This window comes from Inquilinus limosus DSM 16000, assembly GCF_000423185.1.
Taxonomy (GTDB): Bacteria; Pseudomonadota; Alphaproteobacteria; order DSM-16000; family Inquilinaceae; genus Inquilinus; species Inquilinus limosus.
The window spans coordinates 760,566-781,862 of record NZ_AUHM01000001.1; the positions used below are offsets into that span (position 1 = coordinate 760,566).

Consider the following 21,297-nt stretch of genomic DNA (forward strand, 5'->3'; position numbering starts at 1 on the left):
CACCATCCGGATCATTCGATCGGGGTGGAGGTCCGGGCCCGCGGCATCTCGGCGGAATCGACGACCACGAGCATGGTCCCGGCGAGTGGTGTCGGCCTGCGGTCCGGAAGAAGCAGGGCCGCGATGCGGCTGTCGAACCGGGCGGCCGCCTCATAGTCCGCGTCGAGCACGCCATGGCGGTCCAGAAAGCGGTTCATCGCCGAGGGAATGCGTACGCAGCCCTTCGAAGCCGCTTGTCCGAGGCGTTGCTCGAGGGTGTCCGGATCGGTCGCATGCAGGAGCAGACGGATATCGCCCTCTTCGCCCGGGCGGCCCCAGCCTCGCTCGGCACGCTGCCATCCGAAGTCCCAGACGCGCATGCCCTTGAGGCCAAGGCCCCGGATACGGTTGGCGTTGAACGTGCCCTCGGCCCGCCAGTCGAGAATGGCATCGGTGTGGACGTACACGCCTGTCGGGGTCAGAAAATAGCCGTGCCGCCCCGCCTGTCCGGTGGACACCTTGGTGCCCCCGAGGTTTCGCCACGCGTCCGAGGGGCTGGCCAGCAGGATGCGCATCTCCTGAACCGCCGGGTTGCGGTCGACGACCACCAGAAGCTGTGGCCGGGTGACAGGCCGGCGGGCCGCGGCGACGGCTCGTTCGGCCAGGGCCAGCCATCGGTTCGTGCTTTCTGCCGTGTCCGAACTGAGGTCCGGGACCTCCCGCATCAGATCGGACGTCAGGCGCTCGGCTGCTGCCGCGACATCGACCGGCCTCGGCGTGGGAGCAGGGTCATCGAGAGGGTTTCCCGAGGCGACAAGGCGCTGCTCCGGCACGGTGCCGCATCCGGGAGCCGCGAACGACAGGGCGATCAGGAGGGACGAGAGGCAGATGAGCCTCGCGCGGCAAGGTCGATGAAGTCTCATGAGAAACGTCCAGCCGAAGGAGAGGCGGTCGCCTGCCAGACGCAGCCCTTAGCCCGCTGGCCGCTCACCCGCCTGCCCCTGCATTTCGATCATGCGGACGAGCCGCCGCCGCAGGCGATCCGCGTCCTTCTCCGTCATGGGAGTTGCGGACGTCTCCCCCGAATAGACCTCCGATCGGCGCCCCGGCGGAAGGGCCATGGCGTTCCAGCTGGACGCGGCGCCGCGGACGACCCCGAATTCCAGGAAGCCGCAGGTGCGGCGGAAGCATTCCGCCTCCCAGTCGTCGAACGGCTGCTCAAGCCGCTTCAGGCATTTGTGCGCCAGCATCGCCGCCTTGCTCATCGTTTCATCCCCTCTGCGTCGTGAGAAAGGAGGGATCAGGACCAGGCTCCAACCTGCACACCCCGCGGAGACTCCGGCCGGCCGTCCGTGGCCGGCGGACCGTGCGGAGTGGTCGGGCCGCCCCCGAACAACGGGCTCTGCCCCGCCCCTCGCGTCAGCACGCCGCGATCTTAGGGGCTCGGGAAATCCTGGATTATCCGGTTTCCTACGTACGGAGATCTGCGTATCCGCCGTTCCCGCGCCGGTCGGTCATCGTGCCGGGATCACCCGCTTTTTCCTTGGAGCGGCCGGCCTGCCCGGTTGATCCGCGTCAAGTTGGCGTTCGGGGCGAGCGGGTATCGTCCGCAGGAGGGCCCTCGGCGGCAACCAACGGGATGTCCCACCTACGAGCCAGGATCTCCATGAAGCCGATCGTCTGCCTTACGCCCAATCCGGCGCTCGACGTGTCCACCGCCGTCGCCGAGCTGGTGGACCAGCACAAGATGCGGTGCGATCCGGGCATCGAGCAGCCCGGCGGCGGAGGCATCAACGTCGCGCGCGTCATCCACCGGCTCGGCGGCGACGCGATCGCCCTCTATCCCGCAGGAGGCTCCTACGGCGAGCGGCTCAGCGACCTCTTGGACGCCGAGCGCGTGCCGAGGCAGAGCGTGCCGATCACCGCCCCGACGCGCTTCAGCTTCATCGTCCGCGACAGGGCCGGCCGCCGGCAGTATCGCTTCGTGCTTCCCGGCCCGACGATCTCGGATCACGAGGGCACCCAGATTCTCGCGCAGTTCGACCGCCTCGTCTCGGAGGGAACGATCGCCGTGGGAAGCGGCAGCCTGCCGCCCGGCCTTCCCGAGGACTTCTACGGCCGCGCGGCGCGGATCGCGACCCGGCAGCACGCCCGCTTTGTCCTCGACACGTCGGGCGCGGCCCTTGCCGCGGCGCTGCGCGAAGGAGTCTACCTGGTCAAGCCCAGCCTGCGGGAACTCGAGACGGTCGCGGGCCGAGCGCTTGGTTCTGCCGAGGAGGCCGTCGCGTTCTCCCGCGAGCTCGTGGCCCGCCACGCCGCCGAGATCGTGGTGGTCTCCCTCGGCGCGGACGGCGCCGTCCTGGTGACGGAACGGACCTGCCGGAACCACCCGGCCGTGCAGGTGGCGGTGGGAGGCACCGTCGGTGCCGGGGACAGCCTGGTCGGGGGGATGCTGACGGCGGTCGCCCGCGGCTGGTCCGTCGAGGACGCCTTCGGATACGGAATGGCGGCAGCCGGAGCCACCCTTCTCGCCCCGGGAACCGCGCTCTGCGACCGCGCGACGACCGACCGCCTCTACGCGAGCCTGGCAGGATCGCACCCCCTCGACCGACAGCTGTGCGACGCCCGGCCGAAGGCAAACCCCGAAGCGAGCGCGGAAACACCTGGCGGATCGCTTGAATCTTGACCTGCGTCAAAACGGCAGGAGCCGTTCCGCCAGATCTTGAGAGCGATCCTTCCGGCGGAGGGACGAGGACGAAGGGAAGCCCGCACGACACCATGTCCGATGACCGCCTGCCGTTCTGCTCGATCTACGCCCATGGCTTCGTGCGGGCCGCGGTGTGCACGCCACAGCCTGCGATCGCCTCACCGGCGGAGAACCTGCGGCGCACGCTCGACCTCGTCCGCCAGGCCGAGACGCATCACGCCGCGATCGCGGTCTTCCCCGAGCTCGGGCTGTCGGCCTATTCAAACGAGGATCTCTTCCTCCAGGACGCGCTGCTCGACGCGGTCGAGTCGGCTGTGGCCGAGCTCGTCGAGGCGAGCCGGGCGCTCGGCCCTGTCATCATTGCCGGAGCCCCGTTGCGGCACGAGGCGAAGCTCTTCAACTGCGCTCTCGTCGTGCACCGCGGCCGCATCCTGGGGATCGTGCCCAAAACCTACCTGCCGAACTATCGCGAGTTCTACGAAAGGCGGCAATTCACCCCGGGCGACGCCGCAGTCACCCGGACCATCCGGATCAAGGGCGAGGACATCCCGTTCGGCCGCGACCTGCTTTTCAGCGCCGCCGACCATGACGGCCTCGCGATCCACGTCGAGATCTGCGAAGACCTTTGGGTGCCGATCCCGCCCAGCACCGATGCAGCGCTCGCCGGCGCCACGGTCCTGGTGAATCTCTCCGCCAGCAACGCCACCATCGGCAAGGCGGACTACCGGCGTCTGCTGTGCGCCTCGCAGTCCGGCCGATGCCTCGCGGCGTATCTCTATTCCGCCGCCGGACCCGGCGAGTCGACCACGGATCTCGCCTGGGACGGGCACGCGCTGATCTACGAGAACGCCGAGCTCCTGGCCGAGGGCGAGCGTTTCACCGGAGGAGCCCGGCTGGTCCTCGCCGATCTCGATCTCGACCGTCTCCGCCAGGAGCGGACTCGGACGACCAGCTTCAACGATTGCGCCGCGGCGCACCGCGCCCGCCTCGCGGCCCTGCGCCGCATCCCCTTCCGGCTCGAGCCGCCGACGGGCGAGGTGCCGACCATCCGGCGAATCGACCGTTTCCCGTTCGTGCCCGCCGACCGCGCGCGGCGCGACGAGCGTTGCCGCGAAGCCTACGATATCCAGGTCCAGGGACTGGCCCAGCGGCTCCGGGCGACAGGCATCGGCAAGGCGGTGATCGGCGTCTCGGGTGGGCTCGATTCCGCCCAGGCCCTGCTCGTCACGGCGAAGGCCTTCGACGAGCTCGGCCTGCCCCGCGGCAGCATCCTGGGCTTCAGCCTGCCGGGTTTCGCGAGCAGCCGCAGAACGCAGGACAGCGCCCACAGGCTGATGGCGGCGCTGGGCGTGACCGCCGCCGAGATCGACATAAGGCCTTCGGCGTTGCAGATGTTGAAGGACATCGACCATCCCTTCGCCCGCGGCGAGGCGGTCCACGACATCACCTTCGAGAACGTCCAGGCGGGGGAGCGAACCTCGCACCTCTTCCGTCTCGCCAACCTGCACGGCGCGATCGTGATCGGAACCAGCGACCTGTCCGAGCTGGCGCTCGGCTACACGACCTACGGCGTCGGCGATCACATGTCACACTATGCCGTCAACGTCTCGGTGCCGAAGACCCTGATCCGCCATCTTGTCCGCTGGTCGGCGGAGACCGAAGCCTTCGGTGACGACGCCCGGGGCGCGCTGCGGTCGATCCTCGACACACCGATCTCGCCGGAGCTGGTGCCCGGCAGCGGCGACGTCCCCTCGCAGCTGGCGGAAGAAACCGTCGGCCCTTATGAGCTGCAGGACTTCAACCTCTACTATCTCAGTCGATACGGCTATCGGCCGAGCAAGGTCGCCTTCCTGGCAGAATATGCCTGGGGGAACATCGATGCCGGCGACTGGCCCGACTGGGTGCCGGCCGCCGAGCGCCGGGAATACGACCTGGCGACGATCCTGAAGTGGCTGGAGCTGTTCCTCGTCCGGTTCTTCCAGTCGAGCCAGTTCAAGCGGTCGGCAATGCCCAACGGACCGAAGATCGGGTCGGGCGGATCGCTGTCGCCGCGCGGCGACTGGCGGGCACCGAGCGATGCCGGCGCCCAAACCTGGGTGGACGAGTTGCATCGGAACGCCCCCGCTCCGAAGACAACGACCGAATCCGATTGATCCCGCTCAAGGACGATACGGGCGGTCGCGGCCAGGTATCCGGCACCTTTCAGCACCAGTCGGGAATGGGAGGCTCCTGTGACCTATGTCGATCGGTCCGATGCCGGGCGAAGCCTCGCCCGCGCGCTCGACCCTTACAAGGCGACGCGGCCGGTGATCCTGGCGCTGCCGCGAGGAGGCGTTCCCGTGGCCGCCGAGGTGGCCGTAGCGCTCGAGGCACCGTTGGATCTGATCCTGGTCCGCAAGATCGGCGTGCCGACCCATCCGGAGCTGGCGATGGGAGCGGTGGTCGACGGATCGAACCCGGTGATTGTTCGCAACGACGACATCATTCGTGCAGCGGGAGTTTCCGAGAGCAGGTTCCAGACGCTCTGCAACCGCGAACTCAGGAAGATCGAGCGGCGGCGACGCCTCTATGTGGGTGATCGTGCCTCGATCGATGTCGCCGGACGGGTTGCCATCGTGATCGACGACGGCATCGCCACCGGAGCCACCGTCCGGGCGGCGCTACTGGCGCTTCGACGCCGGAAGCCGAAGCGGTCCGTGCTGGCCGTGCCGGTTGGCCCGCTCGCGACGATCTCGGCCTTCCATGGCTTGGCCGGTGAGGTCGTCTGCCTCGAGGACCTCGAGCCGTATGGGGCTGTCGGGGCGGTCTACAGAGACTTCAGCCAAGTCACCGACCAGGACGTGATCGATCGTCTCGGACGCCTTTCCTCCGCGCCTTCGCTGTCGATCCAGCGGGAAATTGATCCCGGTCAATCCTCCGTCTCCAAGAAAGCCTAACCTCGCTCTCGGGTGCGTTTCGGGAGGATCAGATGAGCCGGCGATTGCTCGCGGCGTGTCTTCTGGGGTTCATCCTCGTGATCCTTTCGGGGCTGCTCCACACCGCGATCGCCGCCGGCCTCGCGGGAGGCTGGAGGTATGCCTGGGTGGCATGGACGATCGCCGGGCTCCTCGCGGCGCTGATCGCCTTTGGTGCGAAGACGGAACGGGACGCCTGGGCATGGCTGTGCCTGGTCAACGCCGCGGTGAGCATCGGCGTCCTCGTCGCAGTGCTGGTGCTGGCCCTGACCGGATCGGCGGCAACGGTCCCCGACGCGGCGCCCCTTCCCGAGCCCCTGCCGGACGCCGCGATCCCGACCGCGAGCGCCTTCCGGTTCGCCGTCGCCTCCGGCCTGCTCGGATTCGTCGTTACGGTCCTCGCCGCGGGCTTCCTTGTGGCGGCCTATCTGCTCATGCGAGGCAGGGACCACCCGCCGCATCGGTGACGGACCTACATGCGTCCGACCTCGAACTCCTCCAGCGAAGTGCCGAACTGGCCGAGGCCTTCGGCAATGTAGTCACCGAGAAGAGGCGTTCCGACGAGATAATCGGTCTCCCGCTCGTCATGCAGGTCCTTGGCCTGCTCCAGCACCTCGGGCCACTCCTCGCGCGTGACATCGCCGCGCCCCAGCCAGACGAGGGCGAGCAGCTCGACACGTTCCTCATCGCTCAGCGAGTCGATCGCATCGACCAGCTCCGCGTAGGTCGGATTGTCCGGCGTGTCCTCGAGGATGTCGCGGCTGCCATCATCCGACGGGTTCGAGCCCGAGCTGTCGTCGACCGGAGGCACCTCGGCGTCGAACGCGCGTGCCTTTGCGACGATGTAGGCAAGCTTCTCGAGAGGAATCGTGATCATGGAATGTGCCTCCAGGCGACGACGGATCAGCGGAACACCAGGACCGGGATCTTGGAGTGCGTCAGCACCTTCTGGGTCTCGCTGCCGAGCACCAATGCGGAGACGCCTCGCCGCCCGTGAGACGCCATCGCGATCAGGTCGCAGTCCCGTTCCGTGGCGACATCGATGATGGCGTTGTACGGATGCTCGTCCTCGACGACGACCGGCTCGCAGGGGACGCCCAGCTCCCGCGCCAGGGTCGTGCCTCCCGTCAGGAGATCATGGCCTCGCTGGTCCATGGCGGCGGCGTAGTCGGCCTCGCTCATCGACACCTGGATGGGCCTGAGGCTGAAGACGTGGAACGGCTCGGTGACCATCACCAGAGTGGCTCTGGCGTGGAAAGCCGCGGCCAGGCGAAGGCCGCGATCGACGGCGCGCTCGGCCAGCGGCGACCCGTCGGTCGGGATCAGGATGTGCTTGAACATGTCTGCCTCCGATCTCACGGGGTCCGGCCCGCTCCGTCCGGCCGCCATTCGGCCGCGTCTAGTCCTCGGCCTCGCCGTCTCCCCAGCCCATGGCATTCTCGAGACGGCTTTTCTGCTCGTCGCTCAGCTGGCCGTAGAAGGCATCGAAGGCGGGGCAGATGATGGCGAAGGCCAGGAGCACCGCCTCGATCTCCCTGGGCAATTCCTCCGGTTCGTCCGACGGACCGGCCCGGCAGGCCGCGCGCATCGTCTCCTGCGCTTCCTGCACGGCCAGCTCGAGAGCATCGAAGGAGGTGCGCTGGCTTTCGGTCGGCCTGACGATGTCCTTGATCCAGGCCAGGTCTCGGGCAGCGCCGTCGCCGAGCCAGTAGCCGCAGACCGCCATGCCATGCGGATCCGGGGTGACTTCGCTGCGATCACTAAGGCCCGCCGGCGCATCGACGGACCCGGCCGCGAGCGACGCACTGACCAGCACCGCCGCTGCGGCCAGGGGCGCCGACCGCAGAAGCAGGACGATGTCTCGGATCCACATGGCGGCTCCTCCGGCGACGCCCCGCATGCAGAGCGTGTCGGAACACTGTTCCAGGCGGTGCCGCTCTCGGCCTTGACCTGGATCAAGCCGGCCGCGGCCGCATCGTCCCGCGCCCGGTCTAGCCCGTCTGTACCAGGGCGAAGATCGACAGGCGGAGCTCGGCCATGATCAGGAAGACGACATACCATTCGACGCGCAGGCTGCGCCGAGCCTGGACCAGGCCGATCAGCGTCTCGCAGCTGCGCGACAGGAGATCGAGCTTGGCGTCGAGCGCCCGGGCACGGTCACGCAGCTCGTATTCCGCTTCGAGCCGCGCATACAGCCGCTCGAGCTCCGGAAATTCCCAGAGCAGCTCGGGCTTGTCCATCGCTTCGGCCCGGCCGACCATCTTGTGTTGCGTGAACAGCACGTCGCCGATCTGGCGCAGCAAATCCCGGTCGCGCCAGCCGATGCGGCCCTCGCGGCGCAGCGCGATCGCGAGCGGCTCGACCCGGTCGAACAGCTGCGCGATGGTTGCTTCATGGTGCGACAGCAATGCGTTCCCCGCCAGGATCTCCGCGATCGCCCGCAAGCGGTCGACAGAAGCCTGCCGCACGACGATGGCACCAGCGGCATCGAGCGTTTCCTCGTGCTCCCCACCCACCAGGATGCGGACATCTTCGCATTCCGGCGCCGGCAGAGGTTCGCTGACCGCGTGCGCGAGTGAGTCGAGGAACGCGGCCTCGGCCGGCCGCGACAGGCCGAAGGAGACGATCACGCCATAGCGGAACAGCACCACCCAGCTATCCCCGACCCGGACCGTCATCGGCAGCAGCAGAGCAGCCTCTTCCGCAAGCCTGAGCGCACGGGTATCAAGGCGCTCGCCGAGCAGGAGCGCTCGCGCCAGGATCCCGCCGCTCTCTTCGCCTGCGGACATGCGTCCACGGATCGCCGCCGATACATCCGGCGCGCCGGGTGATGCCGGCTTCCCGAAATGATCGTCCGCCTGTCCCGCCCGAGCCGTGTCCCGGATCGACACCTTCTGTCTCCACCGCAACGTCGTTCTTCCGGCTACACGAAGGAAGGTCCGGCCGCTTTGCGCCAGATCAAGGGGCCGGCATCGGCCCCATGGCGGCGCCGACGCGGCCATCCGGCATCCGTGCGAACATCGAGGCCCTGTTTGATCCCGATCAAGGAATCGGGACCGGGAAGTTCCGATGGTTGGGGCGTGCTGGGACGGCCGCGCACCCCGCCGGCGCTGTCCTCGCCCCGGACCTCAGGAGGTGAGATCATGCCCTATCGCGATGTTCTGGTTCACGTCGGCAGCGACGAAACCCCCGCCCTGGCCGCTGCGATCGACTTCGCCCGCCGCCAGGATGCCCGGCTGATCGGGCTCGGTGTCCGCCCGGACGCCTGGACCGGCCTCGTCGGCATCGAGGGGCTTCCGGCCTCGGCGATCGAGGCGCTGGAGCGTGCCAACGACCAGGATCTTGCCGACGCGAAGCGCCGGTTCGAGGCGACGATCGAGCGCTATGGCTATGCCGGGCATGGCGAATGGCGCTCCGGCCGCGGCGACCTCATCGACACCATCGCGATCCACGGACGCTATGCCGACGTCATCGTGGTCGACCAGAGCGATCCGGAACGGGAACCTGCCTCCTTCGGGCTGGCGCCAGAGCTGGCGCTGACCAGCGGACGGCCGGTCCTGATCATTCCTCGTGCCGGCGCGGCGGCCACCCCGTGCGAGCATGTCGTCGTCGCCTGGAACGCGAGCCGTGAAGCCGCCCGTGCAGTCGCCGACGCGATGCCGCTGCTGCAGCGCGCGCGACAGGTTGACGTTCTGGCGGTCACGCCGCCGAAGCGAGACCAGATCCCGGGCATCGATATCGCGCGACATCTGGCGAGCCATGACGTCCGCGCCGATGTCGTGGTCCGCGAGGTCCCCGCCCCGGACATCTCGACGGAGATCCTGAACTTCATTTCCGAGCGAAGCGCGGACCTTCTGGTCATGGGATGTTACGGCCACGCCCGATTCCACGAGATGATCTTCGGCGGCGTCACGCGGTCGATCCTGCGGTCCATGACCGTGCCGGTGCTGATGTCGCATTGAGTGCGACGGGACCTGCTCCCTCACCGCGGCGGGAGCGGGTCCCGGCGATCACAGGCCTCGGCCAGCCTTTGCAGCGCGACACTGATCTGGACGGCAGGCACCGCCACCCCCAGTTGCCGGAGCGCGGCAGGCAGGGAGGCGAGCTCGCCGGTCGCACGCCGCCGCGCTTCGGCCAGTGTCGGCAGGCCCGGCAGCCGCCGCCCGCCGCGCATGACCGGCTGGAGCAAAGGCCGGCCCTCCTCCTGCTCCGCTTCCAGCGCGACGACATCGCCCGCGATCGTCCCGCCGGTGTCGTGCCGGCGCCAGACCTGCTTCCGGCCGGGCCAGGTCGCCTTCCCCTCCGAGCGCTTTCGGCGAGCCACCCCGTCATATTCCTGCAGCTTGTAGGCGCAGTCGAGGGCAGGTGCGTCGAAGGAGGTCGTCAGGCTGGTGCCGATCCCGTAGGCGTCGATCGGCACCGCCCGAGCGGTGAAGACCGACAAGTCGTCCTCGTCCAACCCGCCGCTCGCGAAGATCTGCGCGCCGGAGAGCCCGCCGGCGTCCAGGATCGCCCGCACCCGCCGTGCGTGCTCGGCGAGGTCGCCGCTGTCGATCCTGACGCCGCGAATGACGATGCCGTCGCGCGCCAGACGTGGCGCCAGCTCGACGACGCGACGCGCTCCCCGATCGGTGTCGTAGGTGTCGATGAGGAGGACGAGGTCGCGGGGCCGCGCCCGGGCGAAGCGCTCGAAGGCCAGGGCTTCGTCGTCATGAGCCTGGATGAAGGAATGCGCCATGGTGCCGAAGGCGGGAACACCGAAGCGCTGCTCGGCGAGCAGCGTCGCGGTGCCGGTGAAGCCGGCGAGATAGGCGGCCCGCGCCGCGAGCAGCCCGGCCTCCGCACCGTGAGCGCGGCGCAGGCCGAAATCCACGAGCGGCCTGCCGGCTGCCGCGAGCACCATCCGCGCGGCCTTGGAGGCCACGATCGTCTGGAACTGCAGCAGATTGACGAGCCGCGTCTCGACCATCTGAGCTTCGGGCAGCGGCGCCGTCACGCGGATCACAGGCTCGTCGGGGAAGAACACCGTGCCTTCCGGCATGGCGTCGACGTCGCCGGAGAACCGGAAGCCGGCGAGATAGTTCAGGAAATCGGCGGAAAACCGGTCGGTCTGCGCCAGATACCGCAAATCGTCTTCGCCGAAGCACAGCCCCTCGAGATGATCGAGGACCTGCTCGAGCCCGGCGGCCATCAGGAAGCCGCGCCGGGCCGGCAGCTTGCGGACGAAGAACTCGAACGCTGCCGGTGCCGTCATGCCGTGCTCCAGATAGGCAGCCATCATCGTGAATTGGTAGAGATCCAGCAGAAGCGGACTCTCCGACGGGCCCATCGGTATCTCCAAGATCAGACCGGACCGTGCGAGCCCGATGAATGGCTGGAAGCGCCGCACATTGCATCCCAGGGCGGGATGGGGATGCGGCGAGACCCGCCATCCCGGCGCTTGGCGTGAAGAGAGACGTCGTGGCCGAGCGAACGGCAGAAACTGGCATCGTGCCTCGCCGAGCGGAGCGCCTCGCGACGCGTCTCGAAGTGGCCGAAATCCATATGCCCGAACACTATGGTCCATCCATGGTGCCTCGGTTCCACGACATAGGCCAGATGACAGGTCTGGGACATATCGAAACTCCCTTATGCGGCGCCGGATCGACCATCTCCTGGCAGATCGACGGGGTCAGGCGGCGGGACAGTACGGAGCGGGGCCGGCCGGCGACCTTCCCGCTACCGGGTCTTCATCGACGGTAGAGCCCGACGAGCTCCGCCTCGGCGATGGCGAGGCGACGGGCGGCTCGCTCGACATCCCGACAGCTCGGCTCGCGCGAGAGCTTCAGCCGCTCGACCGGAAGCGCGAACAGCCGGAAGCGATAGTGATGGGTGCCGTGCCCCCGGGGCGGGCATGGCCCGCCATAGCCGAGGCGGCCGAAATCGTTCTTCGCCTGGCGAATACCGCGCACGGCGTTCACCTCGGGCAAACCTTCCGCGAGCGCCGCCTGCTCTCGCGGGATGTCGTAGACCGCCCAATGACGCCATGCGTGTCCGGGGGCGTCCGGGTCCTCGCACACGAGCGCGAAGCTCCGGGTCTCCGGCGGCGCGTCGCGCCAGGCCAGGGGCGGCGAGAGATTTCCCCCGTCGAGGGCGCACTCGCAAGGGATCTCGGCGCCGTCGTGAACAAGGGCGAGGTGATCTGCATGAGGCCTCCAGAGACGGCCCAGGCCGACAGCGAGAGGATCGGGGACGCCGGAGCGGACGCGACATCGAGCTTCGATCGCAGTCCACCCGCCCCGGCGCGGCACGGCGGGTTGCGCCTTCGTCCTGCGGGAGTTCGTGCCGCGCTCCCGGACAGTCCGGGACGAGATCCCGCCATGCCGCGCCGCCGACGATATCGGGGACCGACGCCCGCCACTTTGATCCAAGTCAAGCCGATACATTTCCGGCGGCACGGCCCGACACAGCAGCCGCGGGTCTCAGACGGGAGACGCGGAGCCGGATGCGGATGTGCCTCCCAGGATCGTCCGGATCGCATCGGCGACGAGGCCGCTGGTGTCGATGCGTTCGAGCTTCGATCCCGCCGCAGGGTGCGCGCATTGCGGCTCGACCGTATCGGTCACCACGATGCGGTCGAAGGCCGGGTCCGAGAGCAGTGCCGCCGCCCCCTCGCCGATCAGAAGACCGTGCGTTGCCGCGGCGAAGACCGCAGAAGCGCCGCCCGCCCGGCAGTGCCCGGCGGCCCGGCGAAGCGTTCCGCCGGTGCTCACGAGGTCGTCGATCACGATCGCCGTGCGACCCGCGACATCGCCGAGGAAGAGATCGCCGGCGACCACGCCCCCGCCCCGATGCTTTTCCTGGACCGCGAAGCCCGGCTCCCGGCCCAACGCCCGGGCGAGGCCCCGACGGAACTGCTCGGCGCGCTTGGTCCCGCCGATATCCGGCGACACGACCACGACCGGCGCCTCACCCAAGAGCGGCACGAAATGATCGACGAAGAGCGGCCAGGCTTCGAGATGCATGGTTGGGCGACGGAACGCATTCTGGAACGCCGCGACGTTGTGCACATCGAGCGTGACCACGGCATCGGCCCCGCAGGCCTCCAGCATCTGGGCCACATAGCGCGTCGTGGTCGGGTCCTGGGCCTGGGTCTTGCGGTCCTTGCGGGCGTAGCAGAGATAGGGAGCGACGACCGTCACGCGCGCAGCCCCGGCATCCTGGACCGCGCCGACGAAGAAGAGGAGCCGGCACAGCTTGTCGTTGACGCTCTGCCCGGCCTCGCCATGAAGAGACTGGATGACGAAGACCTCGCGGCCCTGAATGTCGGCCAGCGGCCGCGTCTTGTGCTCGCCGTCCTCGAAGCCGCGCTCCTCGTGCAGCGTGAGCGGGACCCCGAGGCGATGCGCGACGCGCTCGCCATAGGCACGGGTTTCCGAGAGCGCGAACAGGACCGGGGTTTCTCCGGCAGGCATGTCAGCGTCCCTTGGATCGGAGCGCCGCAGTCGGGCTCGACCGGCCCATCGAAGGCCCACGCAGCTCCGCCGCCGCCCGATCGGCCAGGCGAAGATATTCGGCGGCCTGCCGTGGCCATCGTTCGGGGGTGCGGATCGGGGTCTCCGTCAGGTGGCGGACCCCGATCCGCGCCCGCACCAGCGCCCTGAGACCTCGGTAGAAGGCACAGAGATCCGGAGACGGCGGAGCGCCTGCCACCTGGCCGTAGGTCTCGAGGAGCACCGGGCCGATCCAGGCCACCCCGAGCCGCTCGCATTCCATCCCGAGCGCGGCCAGCTCGTCGACCGGATCCCTCCGGCGCAGGGTGTCCGAGAATTCGAGACAATCGATGATCCGCAGCGGAGGCCCGAGAAACACATGCTCGGGTCGGAGATCGCCATGACCGTCGACGAGGCGATCACGCCCCGGCACGTCGGAGCGATATTCGAGAAAGGCGAGAAGACGAGCCGTCACTCTGCGGGCCGCCTGCTCGAAACATCCGTCGCAGGCGACCGCGAGATCCCGAAGGGAGGTGTTGATTTCCTTTCGAAGAGGCACCGGCGACACCGGTTCCAGGGAGGGCTGAGAGGTCAAGAACTCGGCGAGGCCACGGGCGATCCGCGCCACGTCCTCAGGCGAGACCCGACCCTGCTTCAGGCGGGTCTCGAGGCAGTCGTCCTCCGGCAGCCGACGCATCCGGACGAGCCTGTCGACCACTTTTCCGGAGCCGGACAGGCGGAGCCGCCCGTCCTCGCCCGCCATCAGGTCGACGATGCCAAGATAGACATCGGGCGCCAGCCGGCGATTGAGATAGACCTCGCGTTCGCAGTTCCTGGTCCGGCCGGCCAGGCTGGTGAGGTCCATCTCTTCCGTCCTGAGCGGCTTCTTGAGCTTGTAGGCGAACCCGTCCGTGAGGAAGACCCAGGAGAAGTGGGTCTCGACCGCCGAAACGGTCGCCGTGGGCTCCGGGTAGGCAGCCGGATCGCTCAGCGCCGCGACCTTCTCGACCAGGGGGACGTCTCCCGTGTCCTCGACTGAAGCCATCGTTTCATGCTCCCGCCTGCCGGCTCCGGTGGAGGAGGTCCGCCGGCGAGACCTGACGGGCACAGTATCGACCCTCGCCGCGGCCCGGTTTGATCCAGGTCAAGGCCCGTCCTGACGTCACGGCCTAACGTGCCGCCATCCCATTTGCGGAGGTCGGCCATGGATACGGACAAGAGCCTGCAGCGCCTGGTCCTCGAAGAGCTCGACTACGAGCCGAGCATCGATGCGGCCGAGATCGGCGTCGCGGTCACGGACGGCGTCGTCACCCTCTCGGGCCATGTCTCCAACCACGCCCAGAAGCTCGCCGCCGCCGAGGCGGCCCTCAGGATCGAGGGCGTCAGGGCCGTGGTCCAGGACATCACCGTCCGCCTGTCGGGCGACGAGAAACTCTCCGACGAGGAGATCGGCAAACGCGCCGTCGCCGCCCTCGAGTGGCACAGCACCCTCCCCGCCGAGCGGATCCACGTCACCGTCGAGCATGGCGTCGTCCGGCTGACCGGCGATCTCGACTGGCAGTGCCACAAGCGCGAGGCGGAGCATGCGGTCGAGGCGCTGAAAGGGGTGGTCGCCGTCATCAATGCGATCCGGGTCAATCCGGCGCATCGCATGGCGTCGGTTCCCGAAGTCCGCCGCGAGATCGAGGCGGCGCTGAAGCGCAGCGCCGATCTCGACGCCTCGCACATCGTTGTGGCCGCCTCGGACGGCAAGATCTCCCTCTCCGGCAAGGTCCGCGCCTCATTCGAGCGCGATGCCGCCGAGATCGCCGCCTGGTCGGTGCCCGGCGTGATCGATGTCGAGAACCGGGTCGAGATCCAGCCCTGACGGCCGCGACGTCGCTGCAATCGAAGGAGAACGCCCCCGTGATTCCCGAACCTTTTGCATCATTGGTGCCGCGGCTGCGGCGCTACGCCCACAATCTCACAGGCTCTATCGCGCGCGGCGACGCCCTCGTCCAGGCCTGCCTCGACGTCGCCGCCGCCGATCCCGAACGGTTCGGCATCGATCCCCATCCGAGAATACTGTCCCTCCTGAACGAGTTCTGGGCCGCTGCCGAAGCGGTGGCCGGCGAGGGTGGAGAGGCCGACCCTGGCCAGACTGTCCGCCACGGCATCGCCATGCTGCCCGCGGCCGAGCGACAGGTCCTGCTCCTGACCCTCCTGGAGGGCTTCTCGCTGGCGGAAACCGCGCGGTCTCTTGGCTTGAGCCGCGACGAAGCGGTCGAGCTCTTTGACCGCGGGCGTGCGGGTATCGCGCGGCAGGACGGCCTCGGCCCGGCAGGCAAAGCCTCCGCATCCCTCCCCGTGGGCGAAAGCGAGTCCCAGGCCGCGCCGTACCGACCTGCCGGCCACGGCACCGGCTGGCCCTTCGCCTCGACCGCGGCGCCCATGGAGATGGCGGGGCTGCTGACGCCGGACACCACGAACTATCCCGCAGCCTTCGGATGGCCGGCGGGACCGGCAGCCGGCGTCCCATCGCATTCCGGCCGGACTATCGGGCCTGATGCGGCATCGCGCCGTGACCTCGTCCCTTGAGCCCGTGGACGGCGCAGCCCGATGACGTCGATCGGCGGGATGATTGTCGTTCCCTGTCCGCACTGCGATAGCCTCAACAGGCTGCCGACGGACCGCCGGGGCGAGCGCGGCCGGTGCGGCCGCTGCCGAAGCCCGCTCTTCACCCGCGCTCCGATCATCCCCGACGAGGCCCGCTTCGACCGGCACGCCGGCTCGTCGGATCTGCCGATCCTGGTTGACTTCTGGGCTCCGTGGTGCGGGCCATGCCGGGCCATGGAACCGGCCTTCGCGGCCCTGGCGGAGGAACTGGAGCCTCATCTGCGCCTCGGCAAGGTCGATGTCGATGCCGAACCGCGGCTGCCGGCACACTACGGCGTCCGAACCGTGCCGACGCTCGTGCTCTTCAAGGGTGGCCGCGAGTTGGCGCGGTATGCGGGAAGCCTGCCCGGCAGCGCCCTGCGGCAGTGGGTGGTGCGGCACCTGCCGCCTGCGTGAGCCGGCGCCGTTCCCTTCCCCCGCTATCCCCCGGCAGCTTGATCTGGGTCAAAGGCATTCGTTCCGAGCCAGCGCAGACTGTTGCGGTTCCGGGTCGGCAGGCAGGCGATCCCTCCGCCGGCCGCAAGACAATATCGCACCGGAGACGGCCATGCACGCCCGCACGCATCATCCCGGCGTCCGACGCGATCCGACGTCCGAAGCCCGGCATGGGAGGCTCCGTCCCCAAGCGTCACTCCCCTTCGCGCAGACGCTCCGCCGACTTGGAAGGATGGGTCTGTCGCCGGATATCGTCGGACTGGACGTGATGGAGCTGAGCGGCTGCTTCTCCGACCGGCTCGAATTGCGCGTCGTCGCCCGGCGCCCGGGGCCGGACGACGCTGCCGCGCCGCTTGTCTTCGATATCCGCGGCCGCTGGCGCGTGCCGCGCCGCCTGGGCCTCGGCCCTTGTGACGCCGAGGAATGGCTGGGACTCGACGGCCTCGACGCCCTGGCCTTCCTGCGCGGCCTCCGGAACGATGCGATCGCCGAAACCCGGGGCATCGCCGCGGTCACGGACGGCTTCGATTGCCACGGTCGTCACGTGATCAATCCGTTCCGCGACCGCTTCGGCAACGAGACCAGTCCGGAGAGCGACTACGGCGACGCCTACCGACGATGGCGGGACCGCGCCTTGGATCCATGGCCGTGCCTATGAAGGCAAGGCATTGGCCGAGCCCAGGTTCGAAGCTTTCGGAGAGAAGCGATGCCCTATCGATCCACGGAAGATCTCCCGTTGCCGGTCCGGCTGCACCTGCCCCCGCATGCCCAGGAGATCTATCGTGGGGCCTTCAATGGCGCCTGGTCGGGCTACGCCGACCGGGGCGCCGATCAGCGCGAGCAGATCGCCCATCGGGTGGCCTGGACGGCGGTCAAGCGCCACTACCGCAAGGAGGGCGACCTCTGGGTGGCCGGCACAGCTGATGCGACCGACGGGCGAAGCGCATCTCATCGTCGGCGACGACTTGGCCGATGACGGCCATCCGGACGCCGCCAACCGACCCCGAAGCACCGGCTCGTTGATCCAGGTCAAAGGCAGCCGGACTCCATTGCCGCACGATGCCGAGACCGGCTCGTCCGGTCCCGAACAGCTTTGATGGAGGAAATCATGAGCGACCTGGATCTGCGGCAGCGCGTCATCGACGAGCTCGAGTTCGAGCCGAGCGTGGATGCCGCCCATATCGGCGTCGCTGCCGACAAGGGGATCGTCACCCTGACGGGCCATGTCGCGAGCTACGCCGAGAAGCTCGCGGCCGAGCGCGCCGCCCAGCGGGTCAAGGGTGTGCGCGGCCTCGCCCAGGAGATCGAGGTGCGCACTCCGGCCGGAAAGAGGAAGGCCGACGACGAGATCGCGGCCCAGGCGGTCAACATCATCACCTGGGACACGACGATCCCGAACGACATGCTGAAGGTCAAGGTCCAGTCGGGCTGGATCACGCTCACCGGAAAGGTCGACTGGCAGTACCAGAAGGTGGCGGCCGAACACGCGGTGCGGAAACTGTCGGGCGTCGTCGGGGTGAGCAACCTGATCGAGATCAAGGCGCAGGTCCAGGTGACCGACGTGAAGAGCCGGATCGAGAACGCCCTGAAGCGAAGCGCCGAGCTCGAGGCCGGCGGGATCCGGATCCATGTCAGTGATACCAAGGTCGTGGTCGACGGCCGGGTGCACAGCTGGCACGAGCGCGATGCAGTGAAACGCGCCGCCTGGTCGGTGCCCGGCGTCACCGCGGTCGACGACCAGCTGGCCATCGGCTGAACGGGCCGCGCCGCCGCCGACCGATCGTGCCGGCCCTCCATGTGTCCGGCACGATCCCGACCGTCCCCCCGGACGGTGCAGAGCCACCGCTTCCGGCTCGATCATGGAGGTTCTGATGCCTTACAAGGACATCCTGGTGTTCCTCGACGCGACGAGCGATACCCCGGTGCGCCTGGATGTGGCGATCACCCTCGCCCGGCAGCACGGTGCTCGCGTGCTCGGCGTCGACGTCAGCACGCCCGCGGCCTTTGAGGGCCGATGGAAGGAGCAGGCGACGGGCCTTCAGGATCTGTTCCTCTCCCGGCTGAACCATGCCCATCTCAACGGCGAATTCCGGGTCGCGGACCGCTCGACCGGCAGTTGGAAGGCGGCCTACGCGCATTTCGCCGATCTGGTCATCGCCACGCAGCGGCATGAGTCGAACGTCGGACTCGTCCTGCCGGCCATGCCCGAGGACGTCCTGATCTCCGCCGGAGTGCCCGTCCTGATCCTGCCCCCGGATTGGCGGCCGAAGCCGGTGGGCCAAAGCATCGTCCTCGCCTGGACTCCGAGCCGCGAGGCGACCCGCGCCGCGCACGACGCGCTGCCGCTTATGGCACGGGCCGAACGGGTGACGCTCTTCGAGTTCGCGCCGCCCACCGACGGGCTGGACTCCGCTCCCCACCTCATGGCCGACCATCTCCGGCAGCACGGCGTCGAGGCGGAACTCTTCACCTGGCCCGATATGGGCGACAGCTCGCCGGTTGACGCGCTGTTCTCATGCCTCGACCGGCAGGAGGCCGATCTCATCGTGGCCGGCGCCTATGGCCATTCCCGATTGATCGAGGGCCTGTTCGGCGGCGTGAGCGCGGACCTGATCCGCAACGCCTCGATGCCGGTCCTGATGTCGCACTAGGCTTGCGAACGGTGTCTGGCGAAGGGCCCGACATCACCGCGAGGCTTCGACCGGACCACAGCCTTCATGCGCTGCGGAGACCGGGGTCGGGTCCGGCATGACGCGGCCGTTGGACAGCGACCTGGTCCGACGGCTGGAGCTGCGGCTGGGCGCCGTGCACGCACGACAGCGCATCGGCATCGAGGAGGACCACGAGGCGCGGATCTTCGGCCAGGGCCTCAATCTCGTTCACATCGAGAACTGGTATTCGATCCACTCGGTCATCAGGGGCGCTCTCTGGCTGTCCGGCCTCTATGCGCGGGGACGCAGGAATGCGGCGCAGGTCCGGCTTCAGACCACGCGGATTGCCTCGGCGCGCGTGCCTTCGTCGTTCGACGGCTTCACCATCCTGCAGATCAGCGATCCTCATGTGGACATGAACCGGCCCGCCATGGACCGCGTCGTCGATCTCCTGCGAGACCTTCGGTACGACATCGCCGTCCTGACGGGCGACTATCGTGCCGCGACCTTCGGGGGGTTCGAGGCCGCCCTCGACGGCATGGCGCGGCTGCGGCCACATCTGCGCGCGCCGGTCTACGGCGTCCTCGGCAATCATGACACCATCCGGATGCTTCCCGGGCTCGAGGACATGGGCATCCGGATGCTCCTGAACGAAGCGGAGACCATCGCCCGGGGAGGCGATCGGCTTCACCTGTGCGGCATCGACGACGCACACTTCTTCAGGGTCGACAATATCGAGAAAGCCGCAGAGAACATTCCGCCCGACCACTACTCGATCCTGCTGTCGCACACGCCGGAGATCTACCGCCAGGCGGCCCATGCCGGCTTCGATCTGCTCCTTGCCGGTCATACCCATGGCGGCCAGATCTGCCTTCCCGGTTCGATTCCGATTACCCTCGATTCCGTGCTGCCGCGGGCCTTCGGCTCCGGACTGTGGCGCTATGGACGCATGGCCGGCTATACCTCGACGGGCGCCGGCTCCAGCATTGTCGCCGTGAGGTTCAACTGCCCCCCGGAAATCACCCTGCATCGGCTTGAGCACGGATCCGCTCAGTAAGGACGGTCGCGCAGCCCCAACCGATATAGCAGGCGCGACACGACCAGTTCGCCCATCCAGAACAGACCGGTGGCGAGCAGGGTCTGGGCAAGATCGAGCCCGAGGAGCGGCCGGCACACGACCAGGGGGATGAGCGATTCCGGAACCTGGTCGAGCCCGGGAGCCTCGCCGCTGGACCGGAGGCCGAGGCGCCGCTTGACAAAGCTCGACAGAAGGTCGCCGGCCATCGCCGTCATGCCGACAAGCGCCCCCGTCGTCCAGTCGAGCCCGAACGGCCCGGCCAGGACCGAGGCGGCCAGGGTGCCGAGGAGAACGCCGCGGATCGTCTTCGAGGGGCCGAGCAGCGGCCGGCCATCGATGAAGCGCGTGCCGAAGTCGAGCGGCCAGGCGCATCGCCGGCCGAAGAGGCTCTTGGCGATGACGGGCGCGCCATTCGCCGCCGCGAGAAGGGCCAGGGCCCGCAGGATCAGCCAGATCTCCATCGCGATTCGACACCGGTTTCAAGGATGTGGAGACACCGGAGCGTCACGCGCCTTCGGCGCCCGGAGGCATGCCGCCTTCGCCGCCCGGACGGCCGGTGCAATTCGCCTCCGGCAGCGACGCGGCTCCGTCTTGGCGCGCCGCCAGTGCTCCTCGGCACGCCCTTCCGGGCGGCCTTCCCGTTCCCAGATCTCGTAAGCATGCCGGCGGATCTCGTCCTCCTCGACCGGACGCCGGACCGCGTGCCCGGCATGACCGCACGCCGGAACGGGCACGGTCGACCTGCCGAGGCTCGCTGTCCTGGCGCCGGGACGGGACAGCATCCGCCGCAGCCTCGCGATCACGTTCATCTGTCTCTCCGCCCTCTTGAGCATCGTCGCGACCGGTCGAAGACCGGAGTGCCGACACAGGATGCGGCCCGTCCATCATCGAACGATGATGCAGGTGCACGGTGCGAGATGGGCCACCTTGTGGCTCACGCTTCCCAATAGCAGGCCCTGCAGGTCTCCCAGGCCGCGGCTGCCGATCACGATCGCCTCCGCGCCGTGGTCCCTCGCCGCCTCGACGATCCGACTGGCCGGATCGCCCTCTTCGACCAGGATGTCGACGCTCGGCGCCCCCCGCTCCCTTGCCGAGCGAGCCCCTTGCTCGGCAATGTGCTCGGCCGCACCGTGCAGCATGTCGGCCTCGGTGAGGCGGATGTTCTCCACACGCTCGAGCTCCTCGAGCCCCGGGGTCACGAGGCTGCTGCCATGGGTCTGCTGGACATGCATCACCAGAAGCTTGCCGCCCTTCTCACGGGTGAGGTCCGCCGCGAAATCGAGTGCCTTCCGCGCCGCTGGCGACCCGTCGGTCGCGCACAGGATCAGGTACTTGCCCATGGTCTTCGGCCTTCGCAGGATCGATT

The 21,297-nt window shown here is 68.6% G+C and carries 26 protein-coding genes; 13 read left to right on the forward strand and 13 right to left on the reverse strand.

The window, feature by feature from the left end:
- Nucleotides 1-11 precede the first annotated feature (11 nt).
- Both G537_RS36285 and G537_RS0103710 read right to left on the reverse strand, forming a co-directional pair.
- The gene (locus G537_RS36285) at nt 12-812 is read right to left on the reverse strand and encodes a hypothetical protein (protein WP_245578884.1); all 801 of its coding nucleotides are present in this window, start codon (nt 810-812) and stop codon (nt 12-14) included.
- A gap of 138 nt (nt 813-950) precedes the next feature.
- Nucleotides 951-1,244, reverse strand: coding sequence for a hypothetical protein (locus tag G537_RS0103710; RefSeq protein WP_026868954.1), 294 nt, complete (start codon nt 1,242-1,244; stop codon nt 951-953).
- A gap of 401 nt (nt 1,245-1,645) precedes the next feature.
- Between G537_RS0103710 and G537_RS36290 the strand changes: the two genes are divergently transcribed.
- The 4 genes from G537_RS36290 to G537_RS0103730 all read left to right on the forward strand — a co-directional run bounded on the left by G537_RS36290 (nt 1,646) and on the right by G537_RS0103730 (nt 6,107).
- A complete protein-coding gene (locus tag G537_RS36290; protein WP_064742062.1) occupies nt 1,646-2,665 on the forward strand; it encodes a 1-phosphofructokinase family hexose kinase in 1,020 nt (339 codons plus the stop codon).
- A gap of 92 nt (nt 2,666-2,757) precedes the next feature.
- Entirely contained in the window at nt 2,758-4,839 is a 2,082-nt protein-coding gene (locus G537_RS0103720; RefSeq protein ID WP_034850398.1) for an NAD(+) synthase, read from the forward strand.
- A gap of 78 nt (nt 4,840-4,917) precedes the next feature.
- Nucleotides 4,918-5,622 carry a phosphoribosyltransferase gene (locus G537_RS36295; RefSeq protein ID WP_051247790.1) on the forward strand — a complete coding sequence of 235 codons (705 nt, stop codon included), beginning with the start codon at nt 4,918-4,920 and terminating at the stop codon, nt 5,620-5,622.
- A gap of 32 nt (nt 5,623-5,654) precedes the next feature.
- A complete protein-coding gene (locus G537_RS0103730; RefSeq protein WP_026868956.1) occupies nt 5,655-6,107 on the forward strand; it encodes a hypothetical protein in 453 nt (150 codons plus the stop codon).
- Nucleotides 6,108-6,112: 5 nt separating this feature from the next.
- Here G537_RS0103730 and G537_RS0103735 read toward each other — a convergent pair whose 3' ends face one another.
- The 4 genes from G537_RS0103735 to G537_RS0103750 form a co-directional block, all read right to left on the reverse strand.
- Nucleotides 6,113-6,517: a DUF3775 domain-containing protein gene (locus G537_RS0103735; protein WP_026868957.1), complete on the reverse strand. Its 405-nt coding sequence runs from the start codon at nt 6,515-6,517 to the stop codon at nt 6,113-6,115.
- Between the two features lie 26 nt (nt 6,518-6,543).
- A complete protein-coding gene (locus G537_RS0103740) occupies nt 6,544-6,981 on the reverse strand; it encodes a universal stress protein (protein WP_026868958.1) in 438 nt (145 codons plus the stop codon).
- Between the two features lie 58 nt (nt 6,982-7,039).
- Nucleotides 7,040-7,540, reverse strand: coding sequence for a Spy/CpxP family protein refolding chaperone (locus tag G537_RS0103745; RefSeq protein ID WP_155888482.1), 501 nt, complete (start codon nt 7,538-7,540; stop codon nt 7,040-7,042).
- A gap of 91 nt (nt 7,541-7,631) precedes the next feature.
- Nucleotides 7,632-8,531, reverse strand: coding sequence for an RMD1 family protein (locus G537_RS0103750; RefSeq protein WP_245578886.1), 900 nt, complete (start codon nt 8,529-8,531; stop codon nt 7,632-7,634).
- A gap of 57 nt (nt 8,532-8,588) precedes the next feature.
- Between G537_RS0103750 and G537_RS0103755 the strand changes: the two genes are divergently transcribed.
- Entirely contained in the window at nt 8,589-9,602 is a 1,014-nt protein-coding gene (locus G537_RS0103755) for a universal stress protein (protein ID WP_162146081.1), read from the forward strand.
- Nucleotides 9,603-9,622: 20 nt separating this feature from the next.
- On the opposite strand, the gene G537_RS0103760 is transcribed toward G537_RS0103755, so the two are convergent.
- The 4 genes from G537_RS0103760 to G537_RS36305 form a co-directional block, all read right to left on the reverse strand.
- Nucleotides 9,623-11,029, reverse strand: a complete 1,407-nt coding sequence (locus G537_RS0103760; protein ID WP_245578889.1) for a nicotinate phosphoribosyltransferase — start codon at nt 11,027-11,029, stop codon at nt 9,623-9,625.
- 340 nt (nt 11,030-11,369) lie between these two features.
- The gene (locus G537_RS42815; protein WP_081688551.1) at nt 11,370-12,065 is read right to left on the reverse strand and encodes a YbhB/YbcL family Raf kinase inhibitor-like protein; all 696 of its coding nucleotides are present in this window, start codon (nt 12,063-12,065) and stop codon (nt 11,370-11,372) included.
- A gap of 36 nt (nt 12,066-12,101) precedes the next feature.
- Nucleotides 12,102-13,094, reverse strand: coding sequence for a ribose-phosphate diphosphokinase (locus G537_RS0103770; RefSeq protein ID WP_026868963.1), 993 nt, complete (start codon nt 13,092-13,094; stop codon nt 12,102-12,104).
- Between the two features lies 1 nt (nt 13,095).
- Nucleotides 13,096-14,157, reverse strand: coding sequence for a hypothetical protein (locus G537_RS36305; protein WP_051247794.1), 1,062 nt, complete (start codon nt 14,155-14,157; stop codon nt 13,096-13,098).
- Between the two features lie 159 nt (nt 14,158-14,316).
- Between G537_RS36305 and G537_RS0103780 the strand changes: the two genes are divergently transcribed.
- The 8 genes from G537_RS0103780 (at nt 14,317) to G537_RS0103815 (ending at nt 19,910) form a co-directional block, all read left to right on the forward strand.
- A complete protein-coding gene (locus tag G537_RS0103780; protein WP_034850399.1) occupies nt 14,317-14,979 on the forward strand; it encodes a BON domain-containing protein in 663 nt (220 codons plus the stop codon).
- A 38-nt stretch (nt 14,980-15,017) separates the two neighbouring features.
- On the forward strand, nt 15,018-15,689 hold the full coding sequence (locus G537_RS41880) for a sigma factor-like helix-turn-helix DNA-binding protein (RefSeq protein WP_155888483.1): 672 nt from the start codon (nt 15,018-15,020) through the stop codon (nt 15,687-15,689).
- A 21-nt stretch (nt 15,690-15,710) separates the two neighbouring features.
- On the forward strand, nt 15,711-16,163 hold the full coding sequence (trxC, locus tag G537_RS0103790; RefSeq protein ID WP_026868966.1) for a thioredoxin TrxC: 453 nt from the start codon (nt 15,711-15,713) through the stop codon (nt 16,161-16,163).
- 271 nt (nt 16,164-16,434) lie between these two features.
- Nucleotides 16,435-16,860 (forward strand): hypothetical protein, encoded by a 426-nt coding sequence (locus G537_RS0103795; RefSeq protein ID WP_026868967.1) that lies wholly within the window; start codon nt 16,435-16,437, stop codon nt 16,858-16,860.
- A 48-nt stretch (nt 16,861-16,908) separates the two neighbouring features.
- Nucleotides 16,909-17,178, forward strand: coding sequence for a ChaB family protein (locus G537_RS42820; protein ID WP_081688552.1), 270 nt, complete (start codon nt 16,909-16,911; stop codon nt 17,176-17,178).
- A gap of 132 nt (nt 17,179-17,310) precedes the next feature.
- Nucleotides 17,311-17,958: a BON domain-containing protein gene (locus tag G537_RS0103805; protein ID WP_026868968.1), complete on the forward strand. Its 648-nt coding sequence runs from the start codon at nt 17,311-17,313 to the stop codon at nt 17,956-17,958.
- A gap of 115 nt (nt 17,959-18,073) precedes the next feature.
- Nucleotides 18,074-18,853, forward strand: a complete 780-nt coding sequence (locus tag G537_RS0103810; RefSeq protein WP_026868969.1) for a universal stress protein — start codon at nt 18,074-18,076, stop codon at nt 18,851-18,853.
- A gap of 109 nt (nt 18,854-18,962) precedes the next feature.
- A complete protein-coding gene (locus tag G537_RS0103815; protein ID WP_026868970.1) occupies nt 18,963-19,910 on the forward strand; it encodes a metallophosphoesterase in 948 nt (315 codons plus the stop codon).
- Here the strand turns inward: G537_RS0103815 and G537_RS0103820 are convergent.
- Genes G537_RS0103820 through G537_RS0103825 form a run of 3 tightly spaced genes read right to left on the reverse strand, consistent with a single transcriptional unit; the run spans nt 19,904 to nt 21,271 of the window.
- Entirely contained in the window at nt 19,904-20,392 is a 489-nt protein-coding gene (locus tag G537_RS0103820; protein WP_026868971.1) for a CDP-archaeol synthase, read from the reverse strand. The two genes, G537_RS0103815 and G537_RS0103820, sit on opposite strands and share 7 nt — an antisense overlap.
- A gap of 18 nt (nt 20,393-20,410) precedes the next feature.
- Nucleotides 20,411-20,764: a DUF2934 domain-containing protein gene (locus G537_RS45360; protein WP_342665190.1), complete on the reverse strand. Its 354-nt coding sequence runs from the start codon at nt 20,762-20,764 to the stop codon at nt 20,411-20,413.
- 51 nt (nt 20,765-20,815) lie between these two features.
- On the reverse strand, nt 20,816-21,271 hold the full coding sequence (locus tag G537_RS0103825) for a universal stress protein (RefSeq protein WP_026868972.1): 456 nt from the start codon (nt 21,269-21,271) through the stop codon (nt 20,816-20,818).
- Nucleotides 21,272-21,297: the final 26 nt, after the last annotated feature.

Coding starts and splice junctions, on each gene's coding strand:
- G537_RS0103745 (WP_155888482.1), bottom strand. CDS start 7,540: ATGCGGGGCGTCGCCGGAGGAGCCGCCATGTGGATCCGAGACATCGTC.
- G537_RS0103795 (WP_026868967.1), top strand. CDS start 16,435: ATGGGTCTGTCGCCGGATATCGTCGGACTGGACGTGATGGAGCTGAGC.
- G537_RS36290 (WP_064742062.1), top strand. CDS start 1,646: ATGAAGCCGATCGTCTGCCTTACGCCCAATCCGGCGCTCGACGTGTCC.
- G537_RS0103735 (WP_026868957.1), bottom strand. CDS start 6,517: ATGATCACGATTCCTCTCGAGAAGCTTGCCTACATCGTCGCAAAGGCA.
- G537_RS0103770 (WP_026868963.1), bottom strand. CDS start 13,094: ATGCCTGCCGGAGAAACCCCGGTCCTGTTCGCGCTCTCGGAAACCCGT.
- G537_RS0103710 (WP_026868954.1), bottom strand. CDS start 1,244: ATGAGCAAGGCGGCGATGCTGGCGCACAAATGCCTGAAGCGGCTTGAG.
- G537_RS45360 (WP_342665190.1), bottom strand. CDS start 20,764: ATGCTCAAGAGGGCGGAGAGACAGATGAACGTGATCGCGAGGCTGCGG.
- G537_RS0103805 (WP_026868968.1), top strand. CDS start 17,311: ATGAGCGACCTGGATCTGCGGCAGCGCGTCATCGACGAGCTCGAGTTC.
- G537_RS42815 (WP_081688551.1), bottom strand. CDS start 12,065: ATGTATCGGCTTGACTTGGATCAAAGTGGCGGGCGTCGGTCCCCGATA.
- G537_RS0103820 (WP_026868971.1), bottom strand. CDS start 20,392: ATGGAGATCTGGCTGATCCTGCGGGCCCTGGCCCTTCTCGCGGCGGCG.
- G537_RS0103810 (WP_026868969.1), top strand. CDS start 18,074: ATGCCTTACAAGGACATCCTGGTGTTCCTCGACGCGACGAGCGATACC.
- G537_RS36305 (WP_051247794.1), bottom strand. CDS start 14,157: ATGGCTTCAGTCGAGGACACGGGAGACGTCCCCCTGGTCGAGAAGGTC.
- G537_RS0103720 (WP_034850398.1), top strand. CDS start 2,758: ATGTCCGATGACCGCCTGCCGTTCTGCTCGATCTACGCCCATGGCTTC.
- trxC (WP_026868966.1), top strand. CDS start 15,711: ATGACGTCGATCGGCGGGATGATTGTCGTTCCCTGTCCGCACTGCGAT.
- G537_RS0103780 (WP_034850399.1), top strand. CDS start 14,317: ATGGATACGGACAAGAGCCTGCAGCGCCTGGTCCTCGAAGAGCTCGAC.
- G537_RS0103740 (WP_026868958.1), bottom strand. CDS start 6,981: ATGTTCAAGCACATCCTGATCCCGACCGACGGGTCGCCGCTGGCCGAG.
- G537_RS42820 (WP_081688552.1), top strand. CDS start 16,909: ATGCCCTATCGATCCACGGAAGATCTCCCGTTGCCGGTCCGGCTGCAC.
- G537_RS0103730 (WP_026868956.1), top strand. CDS start 5,655: ATGAGCCGGCGATTGCTCGCGGCGTGTCTTCTGGGGTTCATCCTCGTG.
- G537_RS0103825 (WP_026868972.1), bottom strand. CDS start 21,271: ATGGGCAAGTACCTGATCCTGTGCGCGACCGACGGGTCGCCAGCGGCG.